Raw genomic sequence first — 21,542 nt, 5'->3', positions numbered from 1 at the left:
TACCATGAAGATAAAAAGATACAGGCGCACTGCGCAGATACTCACGGTCTTTGCCATTTTTTTCATACCCGTTCTGAACGTTTTCGAGCTTTATTTCATAAAAGGAACGTTCATTTCAATGGATATAGGCGACGCGGCTATGGCAGACCCGCTGGCGGTTTTCCAGTCTATGATAGCCGCCGGACGAGTGAACGAATATATGCTCGGCTCTGTGGTGATCCCGATTGTTCTGATGCTCCTGCTTGGGCGTGTGTGGTGCAGTTGGTTCTGCCCGTACTACCTCTGCGCTGAGTTTATGTCGTGGCTGCGAAGAAAGTTGAAAATGAAGGCATATAAGCCGAAATTCGCGGAAAATATTCACATAAAACAGTCGAAGGTCAGATATATTTTCCTGTTCGCGGGGTTGGTGCTGATGGCGATTGCCGGAGTGCCCATACTGAACCTGATATCCGCGCCGGGTATAATCTCCACTCAGGCGATGGTACTTGTAAAATTCCATTACGTAACCTTCGAACTGGTGTTCGTTGCGGTGCTTCTTCTGCTGGAACTATTTTATTTCCGCTTCTGGTGCAGATTTTTCTGCCCGACGGGAACTTTTCTGTCATTTTTCCGCTCGAAACGCGGAATGACCGTTCGCAAAGTCCGCACCGAATGTTCTAACTGCATGTCCTGCGTTCGAAGCTGCCCAATGATGATAAACCCGATGACAATGGGCGAAACGTCCCACTGCAACAACTGCGGGGACTGCGTGGACGCCTGCCCCGACAACAAAAAGGAAGATACGCTGAAATTTACATTTAAGTGATTTATGCTATAATGCAGGTATGAATAAACAGGAAGCTATCAAACAATTTGCGGCGGGGTTTTTCGGCTCCGCCGATCCGGAACTCATTAAGGTGCTTGATGCCATCTGCCGCCACAGAACGGCGGAGAAGAAGAGTATTCTCTTTGTCGAGGGGCAGGAGGGCAGCACGGTCTATTTCCTTGTTAAAGGCAGTATAAAGCTGTTCCGCACCAACGACGAGGGCAGAGAGGCTGTCGTCCATTTCGTGCGTTCAGGCGAAATTTTCGCCGAGATACTTTTACAGCTCGGACTGAAATATCCCGTAACGTCTATGACGCTGGAGGAGTGCGAACTTCTGGAAATTGACGCGCACAGGCTGGAAGAGGTTATCTCGAAAGATCCGAAAGTATCCATGCGGCTCATAGGCGCGCTTTCAAAGCGTATCAAATATTTTGTGAACCTGATAGAGAGTCTTACCGTTAACGACGTGCGGGCAAGGCTTGTGAACTGGCTGAAATCCCAGAAAAAGAAAGAATCCGCAGTGATTAAACTACCTGTCCCTAAAGGGGAACTTGCGCTTCTGCTGGGTACGACCGCGGAAACCTTTTCCCGTATACTTAAAAAGTTGCAGGAAGAGGGGTATATCGAGGTGCAGGGCAGGGAAATTAAAGTTTTGAAGAATCTGGAATAAAATCAGACTGCCCCGTCTCTGCCGGGAATGAAATGACGAAGCAGTCTGTATTTAATTCTTAATACTCTACACCCGCCGCCTGAACGTGTTCGGCGCTGAAAGCGTGGCAGGGTGTTACACCGTATACCATCCCGCATTCACATTTGGCTTCGAATGTGTACATTTCAAATTCCTGTCCGCAGTTATCGCATGATATATGAAGCGGCAGGGGCATCATGCCTTCCGAAAAGCCCATCATCCGCAGTTTGTCCACCACCTGTTTTCCTGATTCAAAAGAACCACTGCATCCTTCGTGCATGGTTTCCTCCCTGATGTTTTTTGTAAGTATAGGCGGTTTGTTGCGGATGAAATTGATTTTAGTCAAAAAAGAGTGAAAAAATTGTCCAGAACCAGATAAGTCCGGTGATTATGAAGCTCATGAAGACCAGCGCACTTCCGGCATCTTTCGCCCGCTTGGCTTTTTCGTCATATCTCATGGTGACAAGATCCACCGTGCGTTCTATGGCGCTGTTTGCCAGCTCTGCGGCGAGGGGAATGAGCATGGAGGTGCTGAGTATACCTTTGTGAAGAACGGGGATAGGAGCGGCTATTATGCCTATCAGAAGGGCAATGAAAACATAGACCTCAAGTTTGAAAGAGCTTTCGTTGAGGAAAACCTCTTTCAGACCTTGCAGGGCATATCCCCAGTTTTTGAAAAGATGAAATTTCTGTTTGTTCAGCATGACGTTATTGTAGCATAGATTTTAAAAGTGAAAATAAAATTGTGGTCAGAAGATTGACAATAAATAAGCGAGGAATTATATTTCGGTTATAACATTGTATATACGGTGATTTATGATAAAAAATCTCACAAAACACGGCAACAGCCTTGCTCTGGTTATAGAAAAGCCGGTTCTTGAACTTTTAGGAGCAGATGCCAAGACACAGTTTAAAATTACTACAGATGGGAAAGCCCTCATTTTGACTCCGGTTACGGGTGATGAAAGAGAGAAAGAAATTCTGGATGCAGCCGAAAGGATTACAGAAAAATATAGTGACGTGTTCAGAAGGCTTGCCGAATGAAGGATGTATCCTTTCTGACTCCTGAAATTGTCATTAAACTTCATTCGTTACAGATTATGAAATTCGGTGGTGACAGCTCATTGAGAGATGCGAATTTACTTGATTCCGCGTGTGCAATGCCTGTTGCTGTTTTTGGAGATGAATACCTTCATGCTGATGTTTTTGAAATGGCAGCAGCGTATCTGTACCACATCACTAAAAATCACCCGTTTGTTGATGGGAATAAACGTACCGGATTAATATCTGCGATGGTGTTTTTAGATATTAACGGGTATGTCGTAAACTCCGGCGATGATGAACTGTATCGTGTTGCACTTTCGGTTGCAGAAGGCAGTCTGGGAAAACCTGACGTCGCGGATTTCTTCAGAAAATGGACAGAGATTAAAGATTAATAGATACAAACAAAAAAGCCTGTCTTAAAGACAGGCTTTTCGGTTTTTTAACAGGACGGGGACGAAGGGACTCGAACCCTCGACCTCTGACGTGACAGGCCAGCGTTCTAACCAACTGAACTACGCCCCCTGTTAAAAAAATGGGTAGTGCAGGGATCGAACCTGCGACCCTCGGCTTGTAAGGCCGATGCTCTCCCAGCTGAGCTAACCACCCGATTATACTTTGCAAAAATTTTCCGTCAATGGAAAATTTTTGATGCCGCTGCTCTCAGGCAAAAGCCTTCGTTCCGCTTACGCTCCGCGGGCTTCATCCTGAAGCCTTGGCATCTATTTTTAAAAACGTCTCCAAGGGGATTCGAACCCCTGTCGTCGGCGTGAAAGGCCGATGTCCTAGGCCGGGCTAGACGATGGAGACATATTAAAGTGAGCCATGTTGGACTTGAACCAACGACCCATTGCTTAAAAGGCAATTGCTCTACCGACTGAGCTAATGGCTCGTATCACTTTAGTTTTTCCCGCCCGGCGCCTTTCGGTCACCCACGCGAGAGGTAGGTTATACCAAAGTGATAAATCTATGTCAACTACTTTTTATCAAAAAAGTTCATTTAATTTTATTGTCTGTTCCCTGTCGGTTCCGAGGCTCACCAGAGCATAGGGAACTTTCAGGAAGTCACTGATATACTGCACATATTTTTTAGCGTTTGCGGGCAGTTCATCATAGCTTTTGACAGTTGTAAGATCCTCTTTCCATCCGTCGAACTCTGTATAAACAGGTACGCACTCGTCCAGATATTTAAGTTCTGCGGGGAATTTGTCGAGAACCTTGCCGTCGTACTCATAAGCGGTACAAACTTTGATCTTGTCCAGTCCTGAAAGCACGTCCAGCTTTGTAAGGGCAATAAGGTTTATGCCGTTTATTGAAACGGAGAATTTAAGGGATACGAGGTCGAGCCAGCCGCATCTTCTGGGTCTGCCGGTTGTTGCGCCGAATTCATGCCCCGCCTGACGCAGATCTTCGCCGTCCTGACCGAGAAGCTCGGTGGGGAAGGGTCCGCTGCCCACGCGTGTGGAATATGCCTTAACGACGCCGAGAACGTTGTCTATCTTGCGGGGTGATAGACCGGAACCGGTACATGCGCCGCCTGCGGATGCGCTGCTGGATGTGACATAGGGGTATGTGCCGAAGTCAAGATCCAGCATTGTTCCCTGTGCGCCTTCCATCATTATCTTTTTGCCGGCGTCGTAAAGATCTGTAATCATTTCTGACGTTTCAGCGACATAGGGTTTGATGTACTCTGCGTATTCTTTATATTGTTTGAAGATTCTTTCAGCGTCAATTTTGTCCTGTTTGAAGAGGTGTTCCATAAGGAAGTTCACTTCGCGGACGTTCTGTTCCAGTTTTTCACGGAAGACTTCGTCATCGTAAAGGTCGCATATACGGATACCTGTTCTGGCGGATTTATCGGCATATGTGGGACCGATACCTCTTCCTGTTGTGCCGATCTTCTTTTTGCCCTTCATTTCTTCTCTGAGGACGTCTATTGTCTTGTGATAGGGCATGATAACGTGTGCACGTTTGCTGATGTAGAAGTTTTCATCGAAAACAACGCCCTGTTTTTTCAGTATTTCCATCTCTTCGATGAGCGCGTCGGGAGCGATGACCACGCCGTTTCCTATGATGTTGATTTTTCCTCTGTGGATGATACCGGAGGGAATAAGGTGGAGTATGTATTTCGTATCGCCGACAACAACGGTGTGACCTGCGTTGTGACCGCCGGAATAGCGGACAACCACGTCTGCGTCAACTGTGCTGAGGTCTACGACCTTTCCTTTTCCTTCGTCGCCCCACTGGGCGCCAAGAACTACTGTACAGCTCATTTTGCTACCTCACGAAAGTGTATTTAAGAAATTGTAACTGCTCTCAAGTTCAGCTTTTGCCTTTTCATCCTCCGCGTAGAAGACGGAAAAGCCCTTATCTCTCAGTTCCTCGCATTTGCAAAGGTTTTCGCTGCCGACGACAAGCCAGTCTATCTCTTTAAGGCTGATGTCGGATTCGTCAACGCTGTATATCTCCTCGACATAGAACACCATGCCGCAGGCACAGGCTTTTCTGCCGAAGTTTTCAGTAAGATTGTCATAACGTCCGCCGACAGCGAGGCTTTCGCCTATTTTCGCGTGGAGAACGCTCAGTGTGATTCCGGTGTAATAGTCAAGCCCTGCGGATTCGGAAGCGTCGAAAACCAGCGCTTTAGGGTCGAGACCGAGCGCTATCAGCCTTTTGAAAAGGGTGACGATGTAATCCACGCTCTCCGCCAGCTCACTGTCAAATCGGCATTTCTCTGCCAGTTCCCGAACGGTGTCTATGCCGCCGAAAGCCTTTGGCAGATGCCTCAGAAACTTTTCAGGATCGTTGTCGCCTTTAAACATTTCCGCTATCGCAGTTATGTTCTTTGCTGCAAGGTGTTTGTGATATTCATCTTTGCAGTCGCCCGCCAGCTCCAGCGCGCGGCGTGTGAAACTGCTGTGACCGAAGACATATTTGCATCCGTCGATGTCCAGTTTTGCGAAAACGCGCTTCGCCATAAGGAGCATCTCAGTATCGGCCTCCAGTCTGCTGTTGCCGAACAGTTCCGCACCAACCTGCAACTTTTCGGACTTAACGCCCTTGTCCAGATCAACGTTGCGGAACACCCTTCCGTTGTATGAAAGACGGATAGGCAGGGGAAAATCGCTCATGTAGTTGGCAAAATATCTTGCCACCTGCGGTGTGAAATCCGGACGCAGCACAAGGGATTTGCCTGTGTTACGGTCTATGAAACGGATTATGTTTTCGTCACGGAAGTTGTGCATAGTGTCTTTGAGCATGTCGTAATACTCGTAGATGGGCAGGAAAATATCCATATACCCGTATGACTTCACAACGTCCTTTATAGTTTTTTCGATGCGGTTCATTTTGACCGATCTGCCTGGGGCTATGTTTCCCGCGGAGTTCGGCATCATATTGCGTACCATTTATTCACCGATGTAGTTTTTCAGTATTTCCTGCGCGGCTTTAACGCCGGAACCCATGTCGAATTTCACGCCGAATTTCGCCAGACCCATCTCCAGACCGCTGATGGCGGTGATGGTATCGAACGCGTCATGATATCCGAGGTGAGATATGCGGATTATCCTGCCTTTAAGGTGATCCTGTCCGCCTGCGTAGGTTATGCCGACCTTTTCACGCATGAACTTGACGAATTTACCTCCCTCGAAACCGTCAGGCAGGTAAAAACCTGTCGCTGCGTTTGAAGGTGTTCCCGTGGGCAGAAGTTTAAAGCCCATCGCCTGAACAGCGGCACGGGTCGCGTCCCCGTTTATCTGGTGGCGTTTGTAAACGTTTGTCAGCCCCTCTTCCTCCATCATATCAAGGACAACTTTGAGTCCGTTGATGATTGTTACAGTGGGAGTGTATGCAGTTGTCGCCTCGCGCTGAGATTTAAGCTCGCGCTTGAGGTCGAGGTAATATCTGGGGATGGTTGCCTTTTCGCAGAATTTCCATGCCTTGTCGCTGAGTGCTATGAAGGCGAGACCGGGGGGCAGCATAAATGCTTTCTGTGAGCCTGTAACAGCTATATCGATGCCCCATTCGTCCATGAGTGTTTCGTGGACGCCGATGGAGGTGATGCCGTCAACTATGAAAAGGGTGTCCTCTTTGGTTGAGATTATCTTTCCGATTTCTTTAACGGGATGATATGCGGTTGTGGAGGTTTCGCTGCCCTGAAGCATAACAGCTTTTGTGTCGGGGTTTGCGATGAGGAAGCTCTCAACCATTGCTGGGTCAACAGATGTGCCCCATTCGAGTTCTATGACGTGAACGTCCATTCCGAAAGTTTTGGATATGTTTTTCCAGCGCTGACCGAACTTGCCCGCATCGATAACCAGAACCTTGTCGCCTGGGTTCAGGGTATTGATGATGGCGGCTTCCATGCCTGCCGTACCGCTTCCGGCGAGCATCAGCACCTCTTTCTTTGTATTGAATACCTTTTTAAGCCCTTCTGCGGACTGTGCAAAGGTTTTTGAAAATTCGTCTGTTCTGTGGTGGATCATGGGCTTTGCCATTTCCAGAAGCACTTTTTCCGGAACGGGTGTCGGTCCGGGAGCCATGAGGTATTTTTTCAGCATATAAGCACCTTCATTTTAGAGAAAATTACTTTTCACGATACTACAGCGCTTCCATATAGTCAATGAAAGGAAGGGCAGAAAATAAATTAAACACAGAGGTTAACAACTCAGGCATTAAAACAGTCTTTTTTTCTCCGGTTTGAGGTTGAGCGGGTTATGCAGTCTTGACTGTCAAGGGGTGCAGACCTATTATTAATGTTAGTAATGATTGCATCCGGACTAATTCACTCCGGATACACTTCTGAGGTTTCCATAGAGGCGCTGCCTATGTCAAAACCCTGTGAAAAAGCTATGGAGGTAGCTATGGGAAAAATTTACGAGGCACCCGGAAAGGCGGGAAGTATTGTATCATTGAAAGCCCGTTACGATAACTTTATCGGCGGAGAATGGGTTGCTCCCGTCAAGGGACAGTATATGCCCAATATCACACCTGTGACCGGAAAACCCTTTTGCGAAGTCGCAAAATCCACGGCAGATGACGTCGAACTGGCTCTGGATGCGGCGCACAAAGCTAAAGACGCATGGGGTTCGGCATCTCTTACAGAGCGTGCCGCGGTTCTTAACAAAATTGCCGACGCAATTGAGGCGAACCTTGAAATGCTGGCTGTGGCAGAAAGCTGGGAAAACGGAAAACCCGTGCGCGAAACACTGGCGGCGGATATACCGCTGGCTGTGGATCATTTCCGCTATTTCGCCGGAGCCGCAAGATCCCTTGAAGGGACGATAACAGAAATAGATAAAGATACCGTTGCATATCACTTCCACGAGCCGCTGGGGGTTGTCGGGCAGATAATTCCCTTTAACTTTCCTCTGCTCATGGCAGCATGGAAGATAGCGCCAGCCCTTGCTGCAGGCAACTGTACCGTGCTGAAACCCGCTTCGCCGACCCCCTGGTCGATACTGAAGCTGATGGAGGTAATCGCCGGAGTCGTTCCGAAAGGCGTCATCAACGTTATCACAGGTCCCGGCGGAGAGATTGGAAAAGCGCTCGCCACAAGCCCGCGAATAGCGAAGATAGGCTTCACCGGAGAAACCACCACAGGCAGACTGATAATGCAGTATGCCGCACAGAATATAATTCCATCCACAACAGAGCTTGGCGGCAAGTCCCCCAACATCTTCTTTGAAGACGTTATGGCTGCCGACGATGCGTTTCTCGACAAAGCCATCGAAGGTCTGGTTCTGTACGCCTTCAACAAAGGCGAGGTCTGTACATGTCCCTCCCGTGCGCTCGTTCAGGAATCCATCTATGAAAAATTCATGGAACGCGCTCTGAAACGTATAGAAAAAATTGTTCAGGGCAACCCACTCGATACGTCCACGATGATAGGACCGCAGGTCTCAAAACAGCAGATAGAAAAGATAAGCGGCTATGTGGATATCGGTAAACAGGAGGGTGCGCAGTGTCTCATCGGCGGTGAACGCGCTGTTATGGGCGGCGAATTTGCAGAAGGATATTACTTCAAGCCCACCGTCCTGAAAGGAAATAACAAAATGCGCGTATTTCAGGAGGAGATATTCGGTCCCGTGCTTGCCGTGACAACGTTTAAAGACGAAGCGGAAGCGCTCAGTATAGCCAACGATACGCTGTACGGTCTCGGCGCAGGCGTATGGACGAGGAACGGCAGCCTTGCATATCGGATGGGACGTGCCATAAAAGCCGGACGTGTCTGGACAAACTGTTATCACATGTATCCCGCTGGGGCGGCTTTCGGCGGATATAAGATATCCGGTGTCGGAAGGGAGAACCACCGTATGATGCTTGAGCATTATACCCAGACGAAAAACCTTCTGGTGAGCTACAGCCCCGATCCGCTGGGATTCTTTTAAAAGAGGTGGCATGATGAAAACGTCAACAGGTGAACCTGCGGTTGTCGCCACACCTGCGGCTCTTGAGGCGATAAAGAAACTTCTGGAAGAGCATGAATCAATTATGTTCTATCAGTCCGGCGGCTGCTGCGACGGCAGCCTGCCGATGTGTTTCGGAAAAGACGAGTTCATCATAAGCGATAATGACGTTCTTCTCGGTGAAGTAGGAGGGTGCCCGTTTTATATTGATTTTCGTCAGTATGAAGTGTGGAAGCATACCCAGCTTATACTTGATGTCGGTGAAGGTTATCCGGAAGGGTTTTCACTGCCCGCAGGAGAAGACAGTCATTTTATAACAAGGTCGCGCGTATGCGTGCTGCAACCTGATAAAAGCGAAGGCAGACCCTAGGGTCTGCCTTCTTAATATTAAGTTCTGTAACTGTCAAAGTACCTGTACTTTAGTTATCTCAATCCCCTTTTCGTCCGTAAGGTGTACCGCGCACGCGAGACACGGGTCGAACGAGTGGATGGTTCTGAGTATTTCCAGCGGCTTGTTGGGGTCGGCTATGGGTGTTCCGATGAGGGACTGCTCATAAGGACCGTGGATGTCACCTTTGTCCATGGGACCTGCGTTCCATGTCGATGGCACGACAGCCTGATAGTTCTTTATCTTGCCGTCCTCAATGACTATCCAGTGACCAAGAGCGCCTCTTGGCGCTTCGTGCCACCCGTAGCCCTGTGCTGTTTTAGGCCATGTTACGGGTTCCCATTTTTCGCCTGCGTGGGTTGTGTAGTCTCCTGCGCGGACGTTCTCTGTCAGATCGTTGATCCATTTGTCAACACGGTTGACTATAACAAGAGTTTCGATTGCTCTTGCAGCGGTGCGTCCCAGAGTTGAGAACAGCGCTTCGGGTCCGGCGCCGAGTTTTGCCAGAACGGAATCCACAACGGGCTTTATCTCTTTGTGCCCCTTTGCGTATGCAACAAGCACCCTTGCCAGCGGTCCTACTTCCATAGGTACGCCGTTATAGCGGGGCGATTTGACATACGAATAGTCTTTTTCCACTTCAAGGAACTGATAAGGCGGTTTGGGTCCTGTGTAGCGTTTTTCCGTTGCTCCCTCATAGGGGTGTTTCGCGTCCTTGTCCACATACCATGAGTGGGCTGTGTCTTCAGCTATCTTAGATTGGTCAACCTCCATTATATTAGAGAGGTCGCCGCCCATGATTATGCCGGATGGTATCCACATGTCGTTCGGGTATCCCTTGTTTGTTTCGGGATATTCGCCGTATGACATATAGTTTTTATGTCCTGCGCCTATTCCTGCCCAGTCCAGATAGAAGGGTGCGACAGCAAGCACGTCGGGAATATACACTTTTTCAACGAACTCTTTGGCGATGTTGTTGTATTCCTTTATCATAGCTATGCGGTCTGCATTCAGTGCGTTCTGGCTGTTGGGGTCGATGGGGAGCGCCATTCCGCCCACAAGGAAAGTTTGGGGGTGGGGGTTTTTCGAGCCGAGAACCGCGTGTATCTTGATTATCTCTTTCTGTATCTCCAGGGCTTGCAGGTAGTGCGCCGCAGCCATCAGGTTTGCTTCCGGCGGCAGTTTGTATGCGCTGTGTCCCCAGTATGCGTTTGCGAAGGGACCGAGTTTACCGGTGTTCACAAATGCAGTGAGCTTATCTTTAACGGATTTGAAATAGTCTTCACTGCTGTATTTCCAGTCGGAAACAGACTGCTGAAGCTGTGCTGTTTTCGCCGGATCAGCCTGAAGAGCTGAGGTTATGTCAACCCAGTCCAGAGCGTGCAGGTGATAAAAGTGGATAACGTGGTCCTGAACGCACTGGGAACCCATTATTATATTGCGCATCAGCTCCGCGTTGTATGGCACATGGATATCCAGTGCGTTTTCAACGGCGCGGATGGATGCGATGGCGTGTACCGTGGTGCAGACACCGCAGAATCTCTGTGTGATGTACCACGCATCTCTGGGGTCTCTGCCCTGAAGGATTTTTTCAATGCCTCTGAACATTGTGCCGCTTGAAAATGCGTTTGTTATGACGCCGTTTTCAACCTTTGCCTCAATGCGCAGGTGACCCTCTATCCTGGTGATAGGGTCTACAACTATCCTGTCAGACATTATTTGCCCCCTTCTTCCGTTTTGTCATGGTCAAGGTGTTCCGCTTCGACCTTCTTGACCATGCCTTTGTTGCGTATCATGTTCAGTATGCCGTGAACCGCGAATACGGCGGCGACGGCTCCGGCGAGTTTAACGCCGATTTTCGTTGCCTGAGATTCGACTCCGAAGCCCGGAATATTGGGCAGGCGTCCATAGAACGGAGCCATTGTATCCATAAAGCCCGGTTCCGCACAGCCGACGCAGCCGTGACCTGCCATTACAGGCCAGCTTAGACCGTCGTTGAAACGGATTGTGGGGCAGTTGTGGAATGTTTCGGGCCCTTTGCAGCCCATTTTGTAAAGGCACCAGCCTTTTTTATGCGCATCGTCGCCCCATGCGTCAACATATTGTCCGGCATCGAAGTGACCTCTGCGTTCGCAGTTATCGTGGATTCTTTTCCCGTATGCGAATTTCGGGCGGAGGTGTCTGTCCACAGCGGGCAGATCTCCGAAAACGAGGTAGTGTACAACAAGTGCCGTTATGTTATCCGCGTTGCAGGGACAGCCGGGAAGGTTGACAACGGGTTTGCCGCTGACAATATCCTGAACGCCTTTGGCACCCGTGGGGTTCGGGTGTCCGGCGGGTATGCCGCCGAAAGATGCGCAGTTGCCCACTGCTATCACCGCTGCGGCGCCTGCGGCAGCTTTTTTAAGGTGGTTGATGGCGGTGTCGCCCGCCACGCAGCAGTATACGCCGTCGTCATTAACGGGTATAGCGCCCTCTATGACGAGCAGGTATTTGCCCATATTCTTTTCCATTGCCTGTTCTTTTGCTTCTTCGGCAAGGTGCCCTGATGCCGCCATAATGACTTCCATGTAGTCAACTGACAGAACGTCAAGAACGATTTCTCCAATTTTCGGACGACCCGAACGCAGAATCGCTTCTGAATCACCTGAGCAGCTCTGAAACTCCATCCATATAACGGACGGACGACCATCTTCGTTTTCCAGAGCCTCGGCAATCTGCGGAGCGAATGTCTGCGGCAGCGCGAGTGTGGCGCTGACAGCCGTGCAGTATTGCAGAAACTCTCTTCTGCTGACACCGCAGGATCGCAGGACTTCTCTAAGACTCATCACAGACCTCCTGAAACGGTTTTCTATATAAATACATTATAAACTCATTATTGTGTTTTTGCACAGTAGTATTACAATAAATTTAAACTTTTGTCTAAAACGTGGTGGAAAATATGTATATGAAAACTAAAGGATACAGATTTTTATTCGGACCTGTGCCGTCAAGGCGTTTGGGGCGTTCACTCGGTATTGATATAGTACCCTCGAAAGTTTGTTCCCTTAACTGTATATACTGTGAAGTGGGCAGAACAACTCTTTGTGCAGTTTCGAGACAGCGTTTTAATGACCCTGATGAGATTATAAATGAATTCAGCCAATGTTATTCATCCGTTGAGCATGGGCTTGATATCGTAACCGTTACAGGTTCCGGCGAACCGACCCTGTGTTCAGATTTAGGATATATTATCAGGGAGATAAAGAAAATCAGCAAAGTTCCTGTGGGCGTGCTGACAAACAGCACCCTTTTCACCGACCCGAAGGTGAGAGAAGAGCTTATGGAGGCGGACGTTGTTGTGCCCAGCATCGACGCGGCAACGCAGGAGACATTCAAAAAGGTGTGCATCCCTCATCCGTCACTTAATATAGAGGATATAAACGAGGCGGTTGTTACGTTTTCTCAGGAATATCAGGGCAGGCTGCTCATAGAGATTCTGCTTTGCGAGGGGATAAACGACAACTTTGATGAACTCGGAAAGATAGCGGACATAATAAAAAGGTGCAGATATGAAAAGGTTCAGTTGAATACTGTTCACCGCCCGCCTGCGTTTTCTTCCGCGAAGACGGTTAGCGGTTCTTTCCTTTTGGAGGCGGCGCTGTTTCTTTCCGCCCGCGGTATTAAGGTTGAACCCGTCAGCAACTATATAAAGGATTTTTCCGGCGGCAGCATGACACGCGCGGAGCTTGAAAGGCTTATCAGTATGCGTCCTTGCAGTGTTTCTGACATTTCCATGGTTTTCGGCGTGCCGAAAGAAGATGTTGAAACTGTTCTGTCTGAAATACCCTCAGAAAAACTAGAAATAAGGGATATGGACGGCGTGAACTTCTATTTTATGAAATAAAAAAGGCGGGTTTTGCGACCGGGCTCAGGTTGTTGCCAAACTACAGATTCGTACAAAACCATTAGACTGCTTTGGGCTGAAGCCCTCGCAGAGACAGATTTTTCTTTTCGTCATTGCGAGCACTAGCCGAAGGCTGAAAACATTTGCCTATTTTTGCAAATGTTTCTGTACCGAGCTTGCTGAAATGAGTCCACTTTAAACTATTTGTCGAATAAAGCGAAGCAATCCAGTTTTTTCTTTGTCATTATTCAGAGGGGCGCAGATGCGCCCCGTTATATTATTGTCCGGCGATGGCTTTTGCCACGTTGAGCATGTTATTTTCCCAGTCGGCAGAAAGCGGGTCAATCATGACAACCTTTGCCCCTGTTTCCTTGGCGATTGTCTCAACCTCTTTTTTAGAGAACTGAGGCTGTGCGAAGATGGTTTTCAGTTTTTCGTGCTTCGCTGTGTCGATAAGTTTTGCCAGTTCCGCGGGTTTCGGCGACTTTCCGTCTATTTCAACAGAAACCTGAGTCAGCTTATATCTGTCTGCGAAATATCCCCATGAGGGGTGGAACACCATGAATTTTTTATTCTTTGAAGCCTGAGTGATCCTTGCTATCTGCTGATCCAGCACTTTCAGGTTGTTTGTGAACCCGTTAAGGTTTGCTGTGTAAAAATTCTTATTCATAGGGTCTGCCTGTGAAAGAGCTGCGGCAATATTTTTTGCCTGCGCCATAACAAGTACGGGGTCAAGCCATATGTGCGGGTCTGCCATGCCTTCATGGTCGTGATGTTCGTGTCCGTGCTCCTCTTCGCCCTCATCTTCATCGTGGTGATGGTGTTCAGCCATCTGACGTTTTTTAATACCTTTGTCGGTGGCGACTATTTTGAGGTTTTTGTTCACGCCTGCAATCTTTTTAAGCCATGCCTGTTCGGACGGGTCGCTTATGGAAAAATAGATTGATGACTGAGCAAGCTCTGTCATCTGTTTCGGTTTCGGTTCGTATGAATGGGGGCTTGAACCTGCGGGAACGAGAACGAAAACGTCCGCCTTGTCCTTTGCTATCTGTTCAACGAAATATTTCTGGGGAGCGATGGTGACGAACACCTTCATTTTGGCGAACGCCGGAGCCGCGATGAGTACGGCACACATAAACAATACTAACTTGCGCATGAGCTGCACCTTCCTTTAAGTATAAGTTCAACGGATGTAACGTCTTTTTGCTGTCCGAGCTTTATAAAGAACGCGGACTCGTCGAATCCGTACGGTTTGAGACACTCTATCCCGCCGCAGTTTTCGCATATGAAATGCGCGTGGGGCGGGTTGTGTTCGCAGGATTTTTCATAGAACGTGAGCCCGCTGTCTGCATGGACTGGGCGCACAAGCCCTTTTTCTGTGAAGAGCTTCATTGCACGGTAAACGGTGGCAAGGTCTATCCCTCTGTCTTTGACCATGAGATGCAATTCATTTGCAGACATTGGCTTTGCGCTGTCCAGCACAGCATGGAGGATTGTTTCTCTCGCCTCGGTTTTTACGGTATTTGTTATTTTTAGCAGGTTATCTGCTTTACATTTTTCCATGAGCTAATGATACATTTTTGCAAATGATTTGCAAGTGCAAAAAAAGAAGAATAGATCGCTTCGTCGCTTTACTCCTCGCGAAGACGAATTGATGCTGTTTCTGAGAATGTATCAGGTTTCACGGAAGAAACCCGCTTGCGTGAATGAAGGGAGGCTTCGCCGACCGTAATGTTACGCAATTTTTCCATGGATGGATAAAATTGCGCACAATCAAATCTGGCATCTCCATTGCTTCTACATATTTCAGGAGCGAAAAATGAAGAAATTATTTCCCATCCTTCTTGCTGTGATGGTCTTCGCCGGATGTTCAGTGAAGAATAAGGCGGTTGATGTTATAGAGAACAACCCCGTCACGTCGGTCGGCAAAAACGTAACCAGCAGGATTGACAGTTTCATAATAGAGCCTGTAACGGAGCTTATGCGACCAAGTTCGGGTTTGCTGCTTTTCGCTGTTGTTCTTGAGACCAATACGAACGTTTCGTCGCTCCTGTATGACAAGACGAAGGAAAAGGCGGAAGATTACGCCCATATCGTTACGAAGAAGCTGGATCACGGCAGGTTCATATATGTGGTACCGCCGCGGATAATCCATTCCGACGGAACATATGAGTTTAACGAGACGCTGCATACCCAGATACGCAATTTTATGGCGGCTGGCGAATACGGTATTCCGGTGGATAGAATAGCACAGGCGGAATATATAGTTGTTTTCAACGCCAAGGAATCGTTTGACAGAAACTATGGAACGAACTCGTCTCAGGTAAATTTTTCCATAATGAACAAGGATGACACACCCGTCTATGCAGCGAGTCTGCGGATGGAGAGTAAATCGGATAAGAATTTCTGGTATTACGCTGAAAAGAAAGCCATGCCGGTCAGGACACTTACTATGAAAGGGCTTGCATATATAATGGCGAACAGCCTGCCCGAAGCGCACGGCGACAGAACAAAACTTCAGGCGGCGACAGACAAGGCACTTGCCAAAGTCGGAATGAACAGGGAGGGCTGAAAAATGCTGAACGGAATGTACACTGCAACCGGAGGTCTGCTGGTACAGCAGAGGAGGATGGACGTTATATCCAACAACCTCGCAAACGCAAGCACCAAAGGTTACAAATCTGATACGGCGGTATTTTCGCAGTACCTCGCAAATGCGGGCAAGTACCCGGACGACGTGATTAGAAACAGTACATATAACAAAACCATTAACGCCACATCCAGACTGGACGGCATAAAGACGGATTTTGCCATGGGAAATATGCAGGAAACGGGGCGCAGTCTCGACTTTGCCCTGACCAACCCAAACGCATATTTTGCCATTGATACTCCTTTCGGTATCCGTTTTACGCGGAACGGGGATTTCACTGTTGATTCCGAGGGTGAGCTGACCACGCAGGAGGGGTACAAGGTGCTTTCAAACCTGACGGTGCCCCAGAACATTCAGATACCTCAGAACGCGCAGACCCTTGTGATTGCTGAGAACGGCGACGTTCTGGTGAACGGCGTGCCGACAATGCGCATAGCAACTGCGGAGTTTGAGGATATGGACAAGCTGGAAAAGGTGGGAAGCAACCTGTTTGCCGCTGTGGACATGCTGCCGGAGGAATCAGAAAATCCAGGCATTGAGCAGGGGTTTCTGGAAGGCAGCAACGTGAATCCGGTCTCCGAGATGGTGCGGATGATAGAAGCGAACAGAACTTTCGAAACATATCAGAAGGTCGTTACAACCATAGACGAACTCAATAACAAAGCAGTTAATTCTGTCGGCTCTATGAGCTAAGGAGCAGATAAATGTTCAGAGCACTTTGGACAGCCGCCTCCGGCATGACGGCACAGCAGACAAACATTGATACCATATCAAACAACCTTGCGAACGTTAACAACATCGGGTTCAAAAAATCCAGAGCGTTCTTTCAGGATCTTATATATCAGGAAATTAAGCCGGCAGGTGCAATCTCTGCGGCAGGTTTGACACACCCCACAGGTATTCAGGTGGGTCTTGGTACGAAGGTTTCCGCCATTGAGAAGGTCCACTCTCAGGGCAGTTTCCAGAACACCGACGTTGACCTTGACATCGCCATCGAGGGGGACGGATATTTCCAGTTCCAGCTTCCCAACGGCGATATAGGATATACAAGGGCGGGTTCACTCAAAATAGACGTGAACGGCAACCTGACCAACGAGAACGGATATCTCCTTGATCCCGCAGTGACAATTCCGGACAACACCACTTCGATAGCTTTCGGTGAGGACGGAACCATCAGTGTTGTCACACCCGATCAGGACGAGGCGCAGGAGGTCGGACAGATAGAGCTTGTGCGGTTCATCAACCCTGCGGGTCTGAAATCCATAGGAAAAAATTTCTACGTCCCCACGGGCGCAAGCGGTGAACCGGTTGCAGGAACACCGGGCGAGGAGAACTTCGGTACCATAGCGCAGGGCGTTCTGGAAATGTCGAACGTAAGCGTTGTTGAGGATATGGTAAATATGATAACCGCCCAGAGGGCATATGAGATAAATTCCAAGGCGATTCAGACAGCAGACGATATGCTTCAGGTTGTAAACAGCCTCAAAAGGTAATATAGTGTAAGAATGAGATTGATTATTCTGTTTATAGCCTTTTTTGTATTTGCCGGAGCGCAGGCAAACGAAATACTTATCGATTCCGAATGTATAACGCTGAGGGATATTTTTCCCGATCTGCCCATAAACGATAACGTCGCCTGCGGGCTGGACTACGGGCAGGAAAAGGTCATCAACAGACAGATGGCAGCCTATATTATCAATAAGTATAAGATTGCCGGTGCAGTGCCGGGCGAGGCGACTTTCAGACGGCGCGGAACAGAGATAACCCCTGAACGATTCAAAGAAGACATTAAAAATCAGCTTGCCGTGATGTATCCGGATATCAACGTTGAGGTTGAGGACGTGCGGATGTCCAGACCCTTCTACACGGCGGACAATATGCAGTACAAAATTGATATTCCCGTGAACAGGTTCGGCAACGTCTCAGTGGGCGTTGACAACGGCACCAGAAAATACAGCTACAGTGTCCTGCTTAGAGCCTATAAAGACGTGTACATCGCGTCTTCGTTGATAAAAAAGGGAGACAGCGTCGCATCAAAAACAACGATCTATAAAATGGATATGTCTAAAGTTCACGGAGAACCCGTCATGAAGCTGAACGGGTTCATGGCGTCCATAAACATTCCGGCGGGCAGAGTGATAACCGACAACATTGTTGAGAAACAGCCGGACGCTTTGAAAGATTCCAACGTCACTATCATATACAGATCGGACAACCTTGAGATAGCCGCACAGGGCAGACTGACCGAAGACGCATACGAGGGAAAAAACGTCCGCGTGGAAAACATAGCCAGCGGCAAAATTATCCGCGGGATGTATGCCGAAGGACGGAAAGTCATTGTAAACTCAAGATAACACTTGACTGTCAACCCCTCTCCATAATCCATTCATAATCTGGCACGGATTTTGTTATTACTCCTTAGTGAAAATAAGCTGCGGAGTATGACAATGATGAAAAACATTCTTTTTATGCTGGTTCTGACCGCGTTCATCACAACAGGATGCGCGAAGAAGCCCACATTTGAGAACGATGCACTTTCAAACAGCTATCGCAAAGAGCTTGAAGACTATAAAAAGATGCAGGAATCCAAAAAACCCACCGCTTCCCTCTGGACAGATACGGCTTCTCAGAGCAGTCTGTTTCTGGATTATAAGGGCAGACACATAGGCGACATAATCACTGTCAACATCATAGAGAGTACGTCCGCCACAAACTCCAACTCCACGGCAACAGCAAAAACTCAGGCGACCTCTTCAACACTCACCAATCTGATGGGGCTGCCGACAAACCTCGGTGTTTCAAACCTTCTGGGCACGGGCAACCCGCTTAACCTCGACAACAGCCTTAATTCATCCAACACTTTTAACGGCAGCGGTTCAAAATCCAAAACGGATCAGGTGACAGGTACCATAGCCGCAAGGGTGACAGAGGTTCTCCCCTCCGGCAACCTTGTTATAGAAGGGCACAGAGAGATAATCGTTGACAATGAGAAACAGACGATAACTCTGAGCGGCATAGTCCGCCAGAAAGACATAGCAGCGGATAACACGGTATTTTCCACCGCCATTGCCGATGCAAAAATAGCTTACAGCGGTGCAGGTATGCTCTCCGACGCGAACAAACCCGGCTGGCTCATGACGCTTCTGAGCTGGGTAATGCCTTTCTAAGGGGGACAGGATGAGGACAGTTCTTTTAACACTTATAATCGCGGTATTCGCCCAGAGCGCTTTCGCTCTGGTTAAGATAAGGGATATATCAAACATTGAGGGTATCAGGGACAACCAGCTTATAGGCTACGGTCTTGTGGTGGGTCTCAACGGCACAGGAGACAAGAGCGGTACGGAATTTACCGTTCAGTCGCTGGTGAACATGATGGAAAGAATGGGAATAACCGTAGATAAGAACTCGGTAAAGGTCAAGAACGTTGCCGCGGTGATGGTGACTGCCAAGCTGATGCCATTTTCAAAGGGCGGCGCTAAGATGGATGTTATCGTTTCTTCCGTCGGCGACGCGAAGAGCCTTGAGGGCGGCACACTTCTTATGACCCCTCTGTCGGCTGCAAACGGACAGGTATACGCAGTTGCGCAGGGTCCGGTTTCCGTGGGCGGTATGAACGTTGCGTCCGCCGGAGCGGGCACGATAAAGAACCACCCCACAGTGGGTATGATACCCAACGGCGCCATTGTCGAGCGTGAGATACCTTTCACCATGGACGAATCCAACATAACGCTGAACTTTAAGAACGGAAGCATTTCCGACATGGTAAAGGCGAAGGATGCCATAAACCGTAAAGTCGGCTCAAACGTGACGAAGATAACGTCGCCTTCCACTCTTGAGATAGTGGTTCCCCGCGCGCAGATGGATAACTTTTATGTGTTCATGGATAATATTCTGTCCGCGGAGATAGAACCTTCCAACCTTGCCAAGGTTGTTGTTGACGAGCGTACGGGCACTATAGTTATGGGTGCGGACGTCCGCATAAACACCGTCGCCGTATCCCACGGCAATCTGACCATAAACATCAACTCCACTGTTGAGGTGAACAGGGATCAGAACTTCATAGGCGATCAGGGCGGTCAGAACAACAATAACAACCAGCAGGGACAGCAGCAGCAACAGATAACCGTTACAGAGGAGAACGCCAAGCTGATGGTGGTTCCCGAAGGCGTTGCCATAAGCGACCTTGTAAAGGCGCTCAACTCCATAGGAGTGACCCCCAGAGACCTGATATCCATACTTCAGGCGATCAAATCCGCCGGCGCGCTCCACGGCGAACTTCAGGTGATGTAATGAATATCGATTTGGTAGACAGCTCCGTAAACTATGCGAAGGATAAGAGTGAAAAGCTGAAAAAAGCCTGTGAGGACTTCGAGGCGCTTTTCGTTTCAAAGATGTTCGAGACTATGCGCAAGTCAGATGTTGAGGGCGGGCTTATCGAAAAGAGCAGAGGAGAGGAGATTTTCACCTCCATGCTTGATTCCGAGGTTGCTCAGGAGTCGGTTAAAAACGGCGGCATGGGCCTTGCGAAGATGCTTTACGATTCCATGAGCCAGTATGCGGACAACTCGAAAGGAAATAATTTCCCCGCACAGGAAAAAACAGCCTCTGCAGGGGACGATATAGTCAAATTAAGGCAGAAATTAAGTGGCACGGATGTTGCTTCTGAAATGTCAGTCAGGTAACTGACGCTATATGAGTGCAGGAAACGGGTAACAGATTTTTTTACTGGAATAACCGGATTAAAACTGCTAAAGTTTTTAGAGGGTAGTCCGATTAGAGACTAGTACCGGAGGCTCAAAATGAGAATAGACGACAAAATGAGATTCGACCTGAACAAGGCGAACGAAGCGGCTTCAAAGAAGAAGACATCTGCTTCCTCAGCGGAGTCTGCCTCATCAACATCCGGCTCTGATTCGGTTTCACTTTCTGACAGTGCTAAAGTGCTGGCAGGAATGAAAAATACTCTTGCATCCTCTCCCGATGTCAGAACCGATCTGGTGGCTGATCTGAAAAGCAGAATCGAAAACGGAACCTATAATGTTTCCGGACGCCAGATTGCGGATAAGATTGTACAGACATCGGTGGAAGACCTCTTCTAAAAACCTTTAGTCCAAAACCCGTATGACAGCCTGTATCTCATAGCTGCCGAATCATTCGGAGGTATGAGATGGAAAACATCAAAGCATTGCTTGAGATAATGGACTCTCAGAAAAAAGTTTACACTGAGATGCTGTCCATTCTTCAGCAGGAAAAAGAAGCCGCGATGAAATGGAACGCAGCCCGCACAAACGAGCTTGCGAAGACCAAAGACACCCTTGCTTACAAGGAAAAGGTTATCAACGAGGCTTTTGTCAACTGCATCAAAAAAATTGAGAAACAGCACGGGCGCGAAGGGCTTCGTGTTGAGATTATCGCGCGTGAACTGGCTGGCGAACATTCCTCGGAGCTGATGGCAGTCCGCAATGAGCTTGTTGCCCTCACAAAAAAGGTTAACGACGCGAACACCTCGCTCAAAATTCTTTTCAAGACAAATATGACGCTTATCGACGGGCTTTTCCAGAAGCTCGGAATCGCAGGCAGAAACACCTACGGCATAACTAAGCAGTATAACTCTGCCAAAACGTCAACCATCTGTCAGACAGGCTAAAGTTCGCCCCTGAAAAAGGCGGGAGAGGAA

Annotated in this window: 25 protein-coding genes and 4 tRNA genes; 16 read left to right on the top strand and 13 right to left on the bottom strand. The window is 48.5% G+C overall.

The features are described 5' to 3' along the window. Positions 1-4 precede the first annotated feature (4 nt). Positions 5-805: a 4Fe-4S binding protein gene (locus Q7P67_RS09750; protein ID WP_303851774.1), complete on the top strand. Its 801-nt coding sequence runs from the start codon at positions 5-7 to the stop codon at positions 803-805. A 19-nt stretch (positions 806-824) separates the two neighbouring features. Continuing rightward, positions 825-1,475 (top strand): Crp/Fnr family transcriptional regulator, encoded by a 651-nt coding sequence (locus Q7P67_RS09745; RefSeq protein WP_303851773.1) that lies wholly within the window; start codon positions 825-827, stop codon positions 1,473-1,475. A gap of 58 nt (positions 1,476-1,533) precedes the next feature. Here Q7P67_RS09745 and Q7P67_RS09740 read toward each other — a convergent pair whose 3' ends face one another. Then, positions 1,534-1,839 (bottom strand): hypothetical protein, encoded by a 306-nt coding sequence (locus Q7P67_RS09740; protein WP_303851772.1) that lies wholly within the window; start codon positions 1,837-1,839, stop codon positions 1,534-1,536. Further along, the gene (locus tag Q7P67_RS09735; protein ID WP_295224428.1) at positions 1,832-2,197 is read right to left on the bottom strand and encodes a diacylglycerol kinase; all 366 of its coding nucleotides are present in this window, start codon (positions 2,195-2,197) and stop codon (positions 1,832-1,834) included. Before Q7P67_RS09735 ends, Q7P67_RS09740 begins: the two co-directional genes overlap by 8 nt. A gap of 112 nt (positions 2,198-2,309) precedes the next feature. On the opposite strand from Q7P67_RS09735, the gene Q7P67_RS09730 reads away from it, so the two are divergent. Both Q7P67_RS09730 and Q7P67_RS09725 read left to right on the top strand, forming a co-directional pair. Continuing rightward, the gene (locus Q7P67_RS09730; protein WP_303851771.1) at positions 2,310-2,537 is read left to right on the top strand and encodes a hypothetical protein; all 228 of its coding nucleotides are present in this window, start codon (positions 2,310-2,312) and stop codon (positions 2,535-2,537) included. Further along, a complete protein-coding gene (locus Q7P67_RS09725; RefSeq protein WP_303851770.1) occupies positions 2,534-2,929 on the top strand; it encodes a type II toxin-antitoxin system death-on-curing family toxin in 396 nt (131 codons plus the stop codon). Before Q7P67_RS09730 ends, Q7P67_RS09725 begins: the two co-directional genes overlap by 4 nt. 56 nt (positions 2,930-2,985) lie before the next feature. Here the strand turns inward: Q7P67_RS09725 and Q7P67_RS09720 are convergent. From Q7P67_RS09720 to Q7P67_RS09690, 7 genes are all read right to left on the bottom strand, one after another. After that, positions 2,986-3,059 (bottom strand) — tRNA-Asp (locus tag Q7P67_RS09720). 11 nt (positions 3,060-3,070) lie between these two features. After that, a tRNA-Val gene (locus tag Q7P67_RS09715) sits at positions 3,071-3,143 on the bottom strand. 126 nt (positions 3,144-3,269) lie between these two features. Continuing rightward, positions 3,270-3,344: transfer RNA gene (locus tag Q7P67_RS09710), tRNA-Glu, on the bottom strand. Positions 3,345-3,353: 9 nt separating this feature from the next. After that, positions 3,354-3,426: transfer RNA gene (locus Q7P67_RS09705), tRNA-Lys, on the bottom strand. A gap of 94 nt (positions 3,427-3,520) precedes the next feature. Next, positions 3,521-4,807 (bottom strand): adenylosuccinate synthase, encoded by a 1,287-nt coding sequence (locus Q7P67_RS09700; RefSeq protein WP_303851769.1) that lies wholly within the window; start codon positions 4,805-4,807, stop codon positions 3,521-3,523. A 9-nt stretch (positions 4,808-4,816) separates the two neighbouring features. Further along, positions 4,817-5,941, bottom strand: a complete 1,125-nt coding sequence (locus Q7P67_RS09695) for an ATP phosphoribosyltransferase regulatory subunit (protein WP_303851768.1) — start codon at positions 5,939-5,941, stop codon at positions 4,817-4,819. Continuing rightward, positions 5,942-7,093 (bottom strand): alanine--glyoxylate aminotransferase family protein, encoded by a 1,152-nt coding sequence (locus Q7P67_RS09690; RefSeq protein WP_303851767.1) that lies wholly within the window; start codon positions 7,091-7,093, stop codon positions 5,942-5,944. A gap of 303 nt (positions 7,094-7,396) precedes the next feature. On the opposite strand from Q7P67_RS09690, the gene Q7P67_RS09685 reads away from it, so the two are divergent. Continuing rightward, positions 7,397-8,923: an aldehyde dehydrogenase family protein gene (locus tag Q7P67_RS09685; protein ID WP_369696020.1), complete on the top strand. Its 1,527-nt coding sequence runs from the start codon at positions 7,397-7,399 to the stop codon at positions 8,921-8,923. Between the two features lie 13 nt (positions 8,924-8,936). After that, positions 8,937-9,311, top strand: coding sequence for a DUF779 domain-containing protein (locus tag Q7P67_RS09680; RefSeq protein ID WP_369696019.1), 375 nt, complete (start codon positions 8,937-8,939; stop codon positions 9,309-9,311). 33 nt (positions 9,312-9,344) lie between these two features. On the opposite strand, the gene Q7P67_RS09675 is transcribed toward Q7P67_RS09680, so the two are convergent. Together Q7P67_RS09675 and Q7P67_RS09670 are read right to left on the bottom strand one after the other, a co-directional pair. Then, positions 9,345-11,045 carry a nickel-dependent hydrogenase large subunit gene (locus tag Q7P67_RS09675; protein ID WP_303851764.1) on the bottom strand — a complete coding sequence of 567 codons (1,701 nt, stop codon included), beginning with the start codon at positions 11,043-11,045 and terminating at the stop codon, positions 9,345-9,347. Continuing rightward, positions 11,045-12,157, bottom strand: coding sequence for a hydrogenase small subunit (locus Q7P67_RS09670; protein WP_303851763.1), 1,113 nt, complete (start codon positions 12,155-12,157; stop codon positions 11,045-11,047). Before Q7P67_RS09670 ends, Q7P67_RS09675 begins: the two co-directional genes overlap by 1 nt. A 119-nt stretch (positions 12,158-12,276) precedes the next feature. Here Q7P67_RS09670 and Q7P67_RS09665 point away from each other — a divergent pair, with 119 nt between their 5' ends. Further along, positions 12,277-13,215, top strand: coding sequence for a radical SAM protein (locus Q7P67_RS09665; RefSeq protein ID WP_303851762.1), 939 nt, complete (start codon positions 12,277-12,279; stop codon positions 13,213-13,215). Positions 13,216-13,492: 277 nt separating this feature from the next. Here the strand turns inward: Q7P67_RS09665 and Q7P67_RS09660 are convergent, their stop codons facing one another. Then, complete coding sequence (locus Q7P67_RS09660) at positions 13,493-14,371, bottom strand: metal ABC transporter solute-binding protein, Zn/Mn family (protein WP_303851761.1); 879 nt, start codon at positions 14,369-14,371, stop codon at positions 13,493-13,495. Further along, positions 14,359-14,778 (bottom strand): Fur family transcriptional regulator, encoded by a 420-nt coding sequence (locus tag Q7P67_RS09655; RefSeq protein ID WP_303851760.1) that lies wholly within the window; start codon positions 14,776-14,778, stop codon positions 14,359-14,361. Before Q7P67_RS09655 ends, Q7P67_RS09660 begins: the two co-directional genes overlap by 13 nt. A 256-nt stretch (positions 14,779-15,034) precedes the next feature. On the opposite strand from Q7P67_RS09655, the gene Q7P67_RS09650 reads away from it, so the two are divergent. The 9 genes from Q7P67_RS09650 (at position 15,035) to flgN (ending at position 21,512) form a co-directional block, all read left to right on the top strand. Next, the gene (locus Q7P67_RS09650) at positions 15,035-15,787 is read left to right on the top strand and encodes a hypothetical protein (protein ID WP_303851759.1); all 753 of its coding nucleotides are present in this window, start codon (positions 15,035-15,037) and stop codon (positions 15,785-15,787) included. 3 nt (positions 15,788-15,790) lie between these two features. Beyond that, on the top strand, positions 15,791-16,558 hold the full coding sequence (locus tag Q7P67_RS09645; protein WP_303851758.1) for a flagellar hook-basal body protein: 768 nt from the start codon (positions 15,791-15,793) through the stop codon (positions 16,556-16,558). 11 nt (positions 16,559-16,569) lie between these two features. Then, complete coding sequence (gene flgG, locus Q7P67_RS09640) at positions 16,570-17,358, top strand: flagellar basal-body rod protein FlgG (RefSeq protein WP_303851757.1); 789 nt, start codon at positions 16,570-16,572, stop codon at positions 17,356-17,358. 12 nt (positions 17,359-17,370) lie between these two features. Further along, the gene (gene flgA / locus Q7P67_RS09635) at positions 17,371-18,219 is read left to right on the top strand and encodes a flagellar basal body P-ring formation chaperone FlgA (protein WP_303851756.1); all 849 of its coding nucleotides are present in this window, start codon (positions 17,371-17,373) and stop codon (positions 18,217-18,219) included. A gap of 93 nt (positions 18,220-18,312) precedes the next feature. Next, positions 18,313-19,032: a flagellar basal body L-ring protein FlgH gene (locus Q7P67_RS09630; RefSeq protein ID WP_303851755.1), complete on the top strand. Its 720-nt coding sequence runs from the start codon at positions 18,313-18,315 to the stop codon at positions 19,030-19,032. Between the two features lie 10 nt (positions 19,033-19,042). Further along, positions 19,043-20,155: a flagellar basal body P-ring protein FlgI gene (locus Q7P67_RS09625; protein WP_303851754.1), complete on the top strand. Its 1,113-nt coding sequence runs from the start codon at positions 19,043-19,045 to the stop codon at positions 20,153-20,155. Then, positions 20,155-20,547: a rod-binding protein gene (locus Q7P67_RS09620; protein ID WP_303851753.1), complete on the top strand. Its 393-nt coding sequence runs from the start codon at positions 20,155-20,157 to the stop codon at positions 20,545-20,547. The genes Q7P67_RS09625 and Q7P67_RS09620 overlap by 1 nt, the downstream gene beginning before the upstream one ends. Before the next feature lie 117 nt (positions 20,548-20,664). Beyond that, positions 20,665-20,964 (top strand): flagellar biosynthesis anti-sigma factor FlgM, encoded by a 300-nt coding sequence (gene flgM, locus Q7P67_RS09615; RefSeq protein WP_303851752.1) that lies wholly within the window; start codon positions 20,665-20,667, stop codon positions 20,962-20,964. 68 nt (positions 20,965-21,032) lie between these two features. Then, on the top strand, positions 21,033-21,512 hold the full coding sequence (gene flgN / locus Q7P67_RS09610) for a flagellar export chaperone FlgN (protein ID WP_303851751.1): 480 nt from the start codon (positions 21,033-21,035) through the stop codon (positions 21,510-21,512). The last annotated feature ends 30 nt before the right edge of the window (positions 21,513-21,542 follow it).

The sequence above is a fragment of the Seleniivibrio woodruffii genome, assembly GCF_029267515.1.
GTDB lineage: Bacteria > Chrysiogenota > Deferribacteres > Deferribacterales > Geovibrionaceae > Seleniivibrio > Seleniivibrio woodruffii_A.
Note: the sequence above shows the minus strand (reverse complement) of the source record. Positions and strands in the feature narration are given on the sequence as shown.

Excerpts from the sequence above, each read along its gene's own strand:
- Q7P67_RS09750 (WP_303851774.1), top strand. The coding sequence starts at position 5 with ATGAAGATAAAAAGATACAGGCGCACTGCGCAGATACTCACGGTCTTT.
- Q7P67_RS09745 (WP_303851773.1), top strand. The coding sequence starts at position 825 with ATGAATAAACAGGAAGCTATCAAACAATTTGCGGCGGGGTTTTTCGGC.
- Q7P67_RS09735 (WP_295224428.1), bottom strand. The coding sequence starts at position 2,197 with ATGCTGAACAAACAGAAATTTCATCTTTTCAAAAACTGGGGATATGCC.
- Q7P67_RS09730 (WP_303851771.1), top strand. The coding sequence starts at position 2,310 with ATGATAAAAAATCTCACAAAACACGGCAACAGCCTTGCTCTGGTTATA.
- Q7P67_RS09725 (WP_303851770.1), top strand. The coding sequence starts at position 2,534 with ATGAAGGATGTATCCTTTCTGACTCCTGAAATTGTCATTAAACTTCAT.
- Q7P67_RS09700 (WP_303851769.1), bottom strand. The coding sequence starts at position 4,807 with ATGAGCTGTACAGTAGTTCTTGGCGCCCAGTGGGGCGACGAAGGAAAA.
- Q7P67_RS09695 (WP_303851768.1), bottom strand. The coding sequence starts at position 5,941 with ATGGTACGCAATATGATGCCGAACTCCGCGGGAAACATAGCCCCAGGC.
- Q7P67_RS09690 (WP_303851767.1), bottom strand. The coding sequence starts at position 7,093 with ATGCTGAAAAAATACCTCATGGCTCCCGGACCGACACCCGTTCCGGAA.
- Q7P67_RS09685 (WP_369696020.1), top strand. The coding sequence starts at position 7,397 with ATGGGAAAAATTTACGAGGCACCCGGAAAGGCGGGAAGTATTGTATCA.
- Q7P67_RS09680 (WP_369696019.1), top strand. The coding sequence starts at position 8,937 with ATGAAAACGTCAACAGGTGAACCTGCGGTTGTCGCCACACCTGCGGCT.
- Q7P67_RS09675 (WP_303851764.1), bottom strand. The coding sequence starts at position 11,045 with ATGTCTGACAGGATAGTTGTAGACCCTATCACCAGGATAGAGGGTCAC.
- Q7P67_RS09670 (WP_303851763.1), bottom strand. The coding sequence starts at position 12,157 with ATGAGTCTTAGAGAAGTCCTGCGATCCTGCGGTGTCAGCAGAAGAGAG.
- Q7P67_RS09665 (WP_303851762.1), top strand. The coding sequence starts at position 12,277 with ATGAAAACTAAAGGATACAGATTTTTATTCGGACCTGTGCCGTCAAGG.
- Q7P67_RS09660 (WP_303851761.1), bottom strand. The coding sequence starts at position 14,371 with ATGCGCAAGTTAGTATTGTTTATGTGTGCCGTACTCATCGCGGCTCCG.
- Q7P67_RS09655 (WP_303851760.1), bottom strand. The coding sequence starts at position 14,778 with ATGGAAAAATGTAAAGCAGATAACCTGCTAAAAATAACAAATACCGTA.
- Q7P67_RS09650 (WP_303851759.1), top strand. The coding sequence starts at position 15,035 with ATGAAGAAATTATTTCCCATCCTTCTTGCTGTGATGGTCTTCGCCGGA.
- Q7P67_RS09645 (WP_303851758.1), top strand. The coding sequence starts at position 15,791 with ATGCTGAACGGAATGTACACTGCAACCGGAGGTCTGCTGGTACAGCAG.
- flgG (WP_303851757.1), top strand. The coding sequence starts at position 16,570 with ATGTTCAGAGCACTTTGGACAGCCGCCTCCGGCATGACGGCACAGCAG.
- flgA (WP_303851756.1), top strand. The coding sequence starts at position 17,371 with ATGAGATTGATTATTCTGTTTATAGCCTTTTTTGTATTTGCCGGAGCG.
- Q7P67_RS09630 (WP_303851755.1), top strand. The coding sequence starts at position 18,313 with ATGATGAAAAACATTCTTTTTATGCTGGTTCTGACCGCGTTCATCACA.
- Q7P67_RS09625 (WP_303851754.1), top strand. The coding sequence starts at position 19,043 with ATGAGGACAGTTCTTTTAACACTTATAATCGCGGTATTCGCCCAGAGC.
- Q7P67_RS09620 (WP_303851753.1), top strand. The coding sequence starts at position 20,155 with ATGAATATCGATTTGGTAGACAGCTCCGTAAACTATGCGAAGGATAAG.
- flgM (WP_303851752.1), top strand. The coding sequence starts at position 20,665 with ATGAGAATAGACGACAAAATGAGATTCGACCTGAACAAGGCGAACGAA.
- flgN (WP_303851751.1), top strand. The coding sequence starts at position 21,033 with ATGGAAAACATCAAAGCATTGCTTGAGATAATGGACTCTCAGAAAAAA.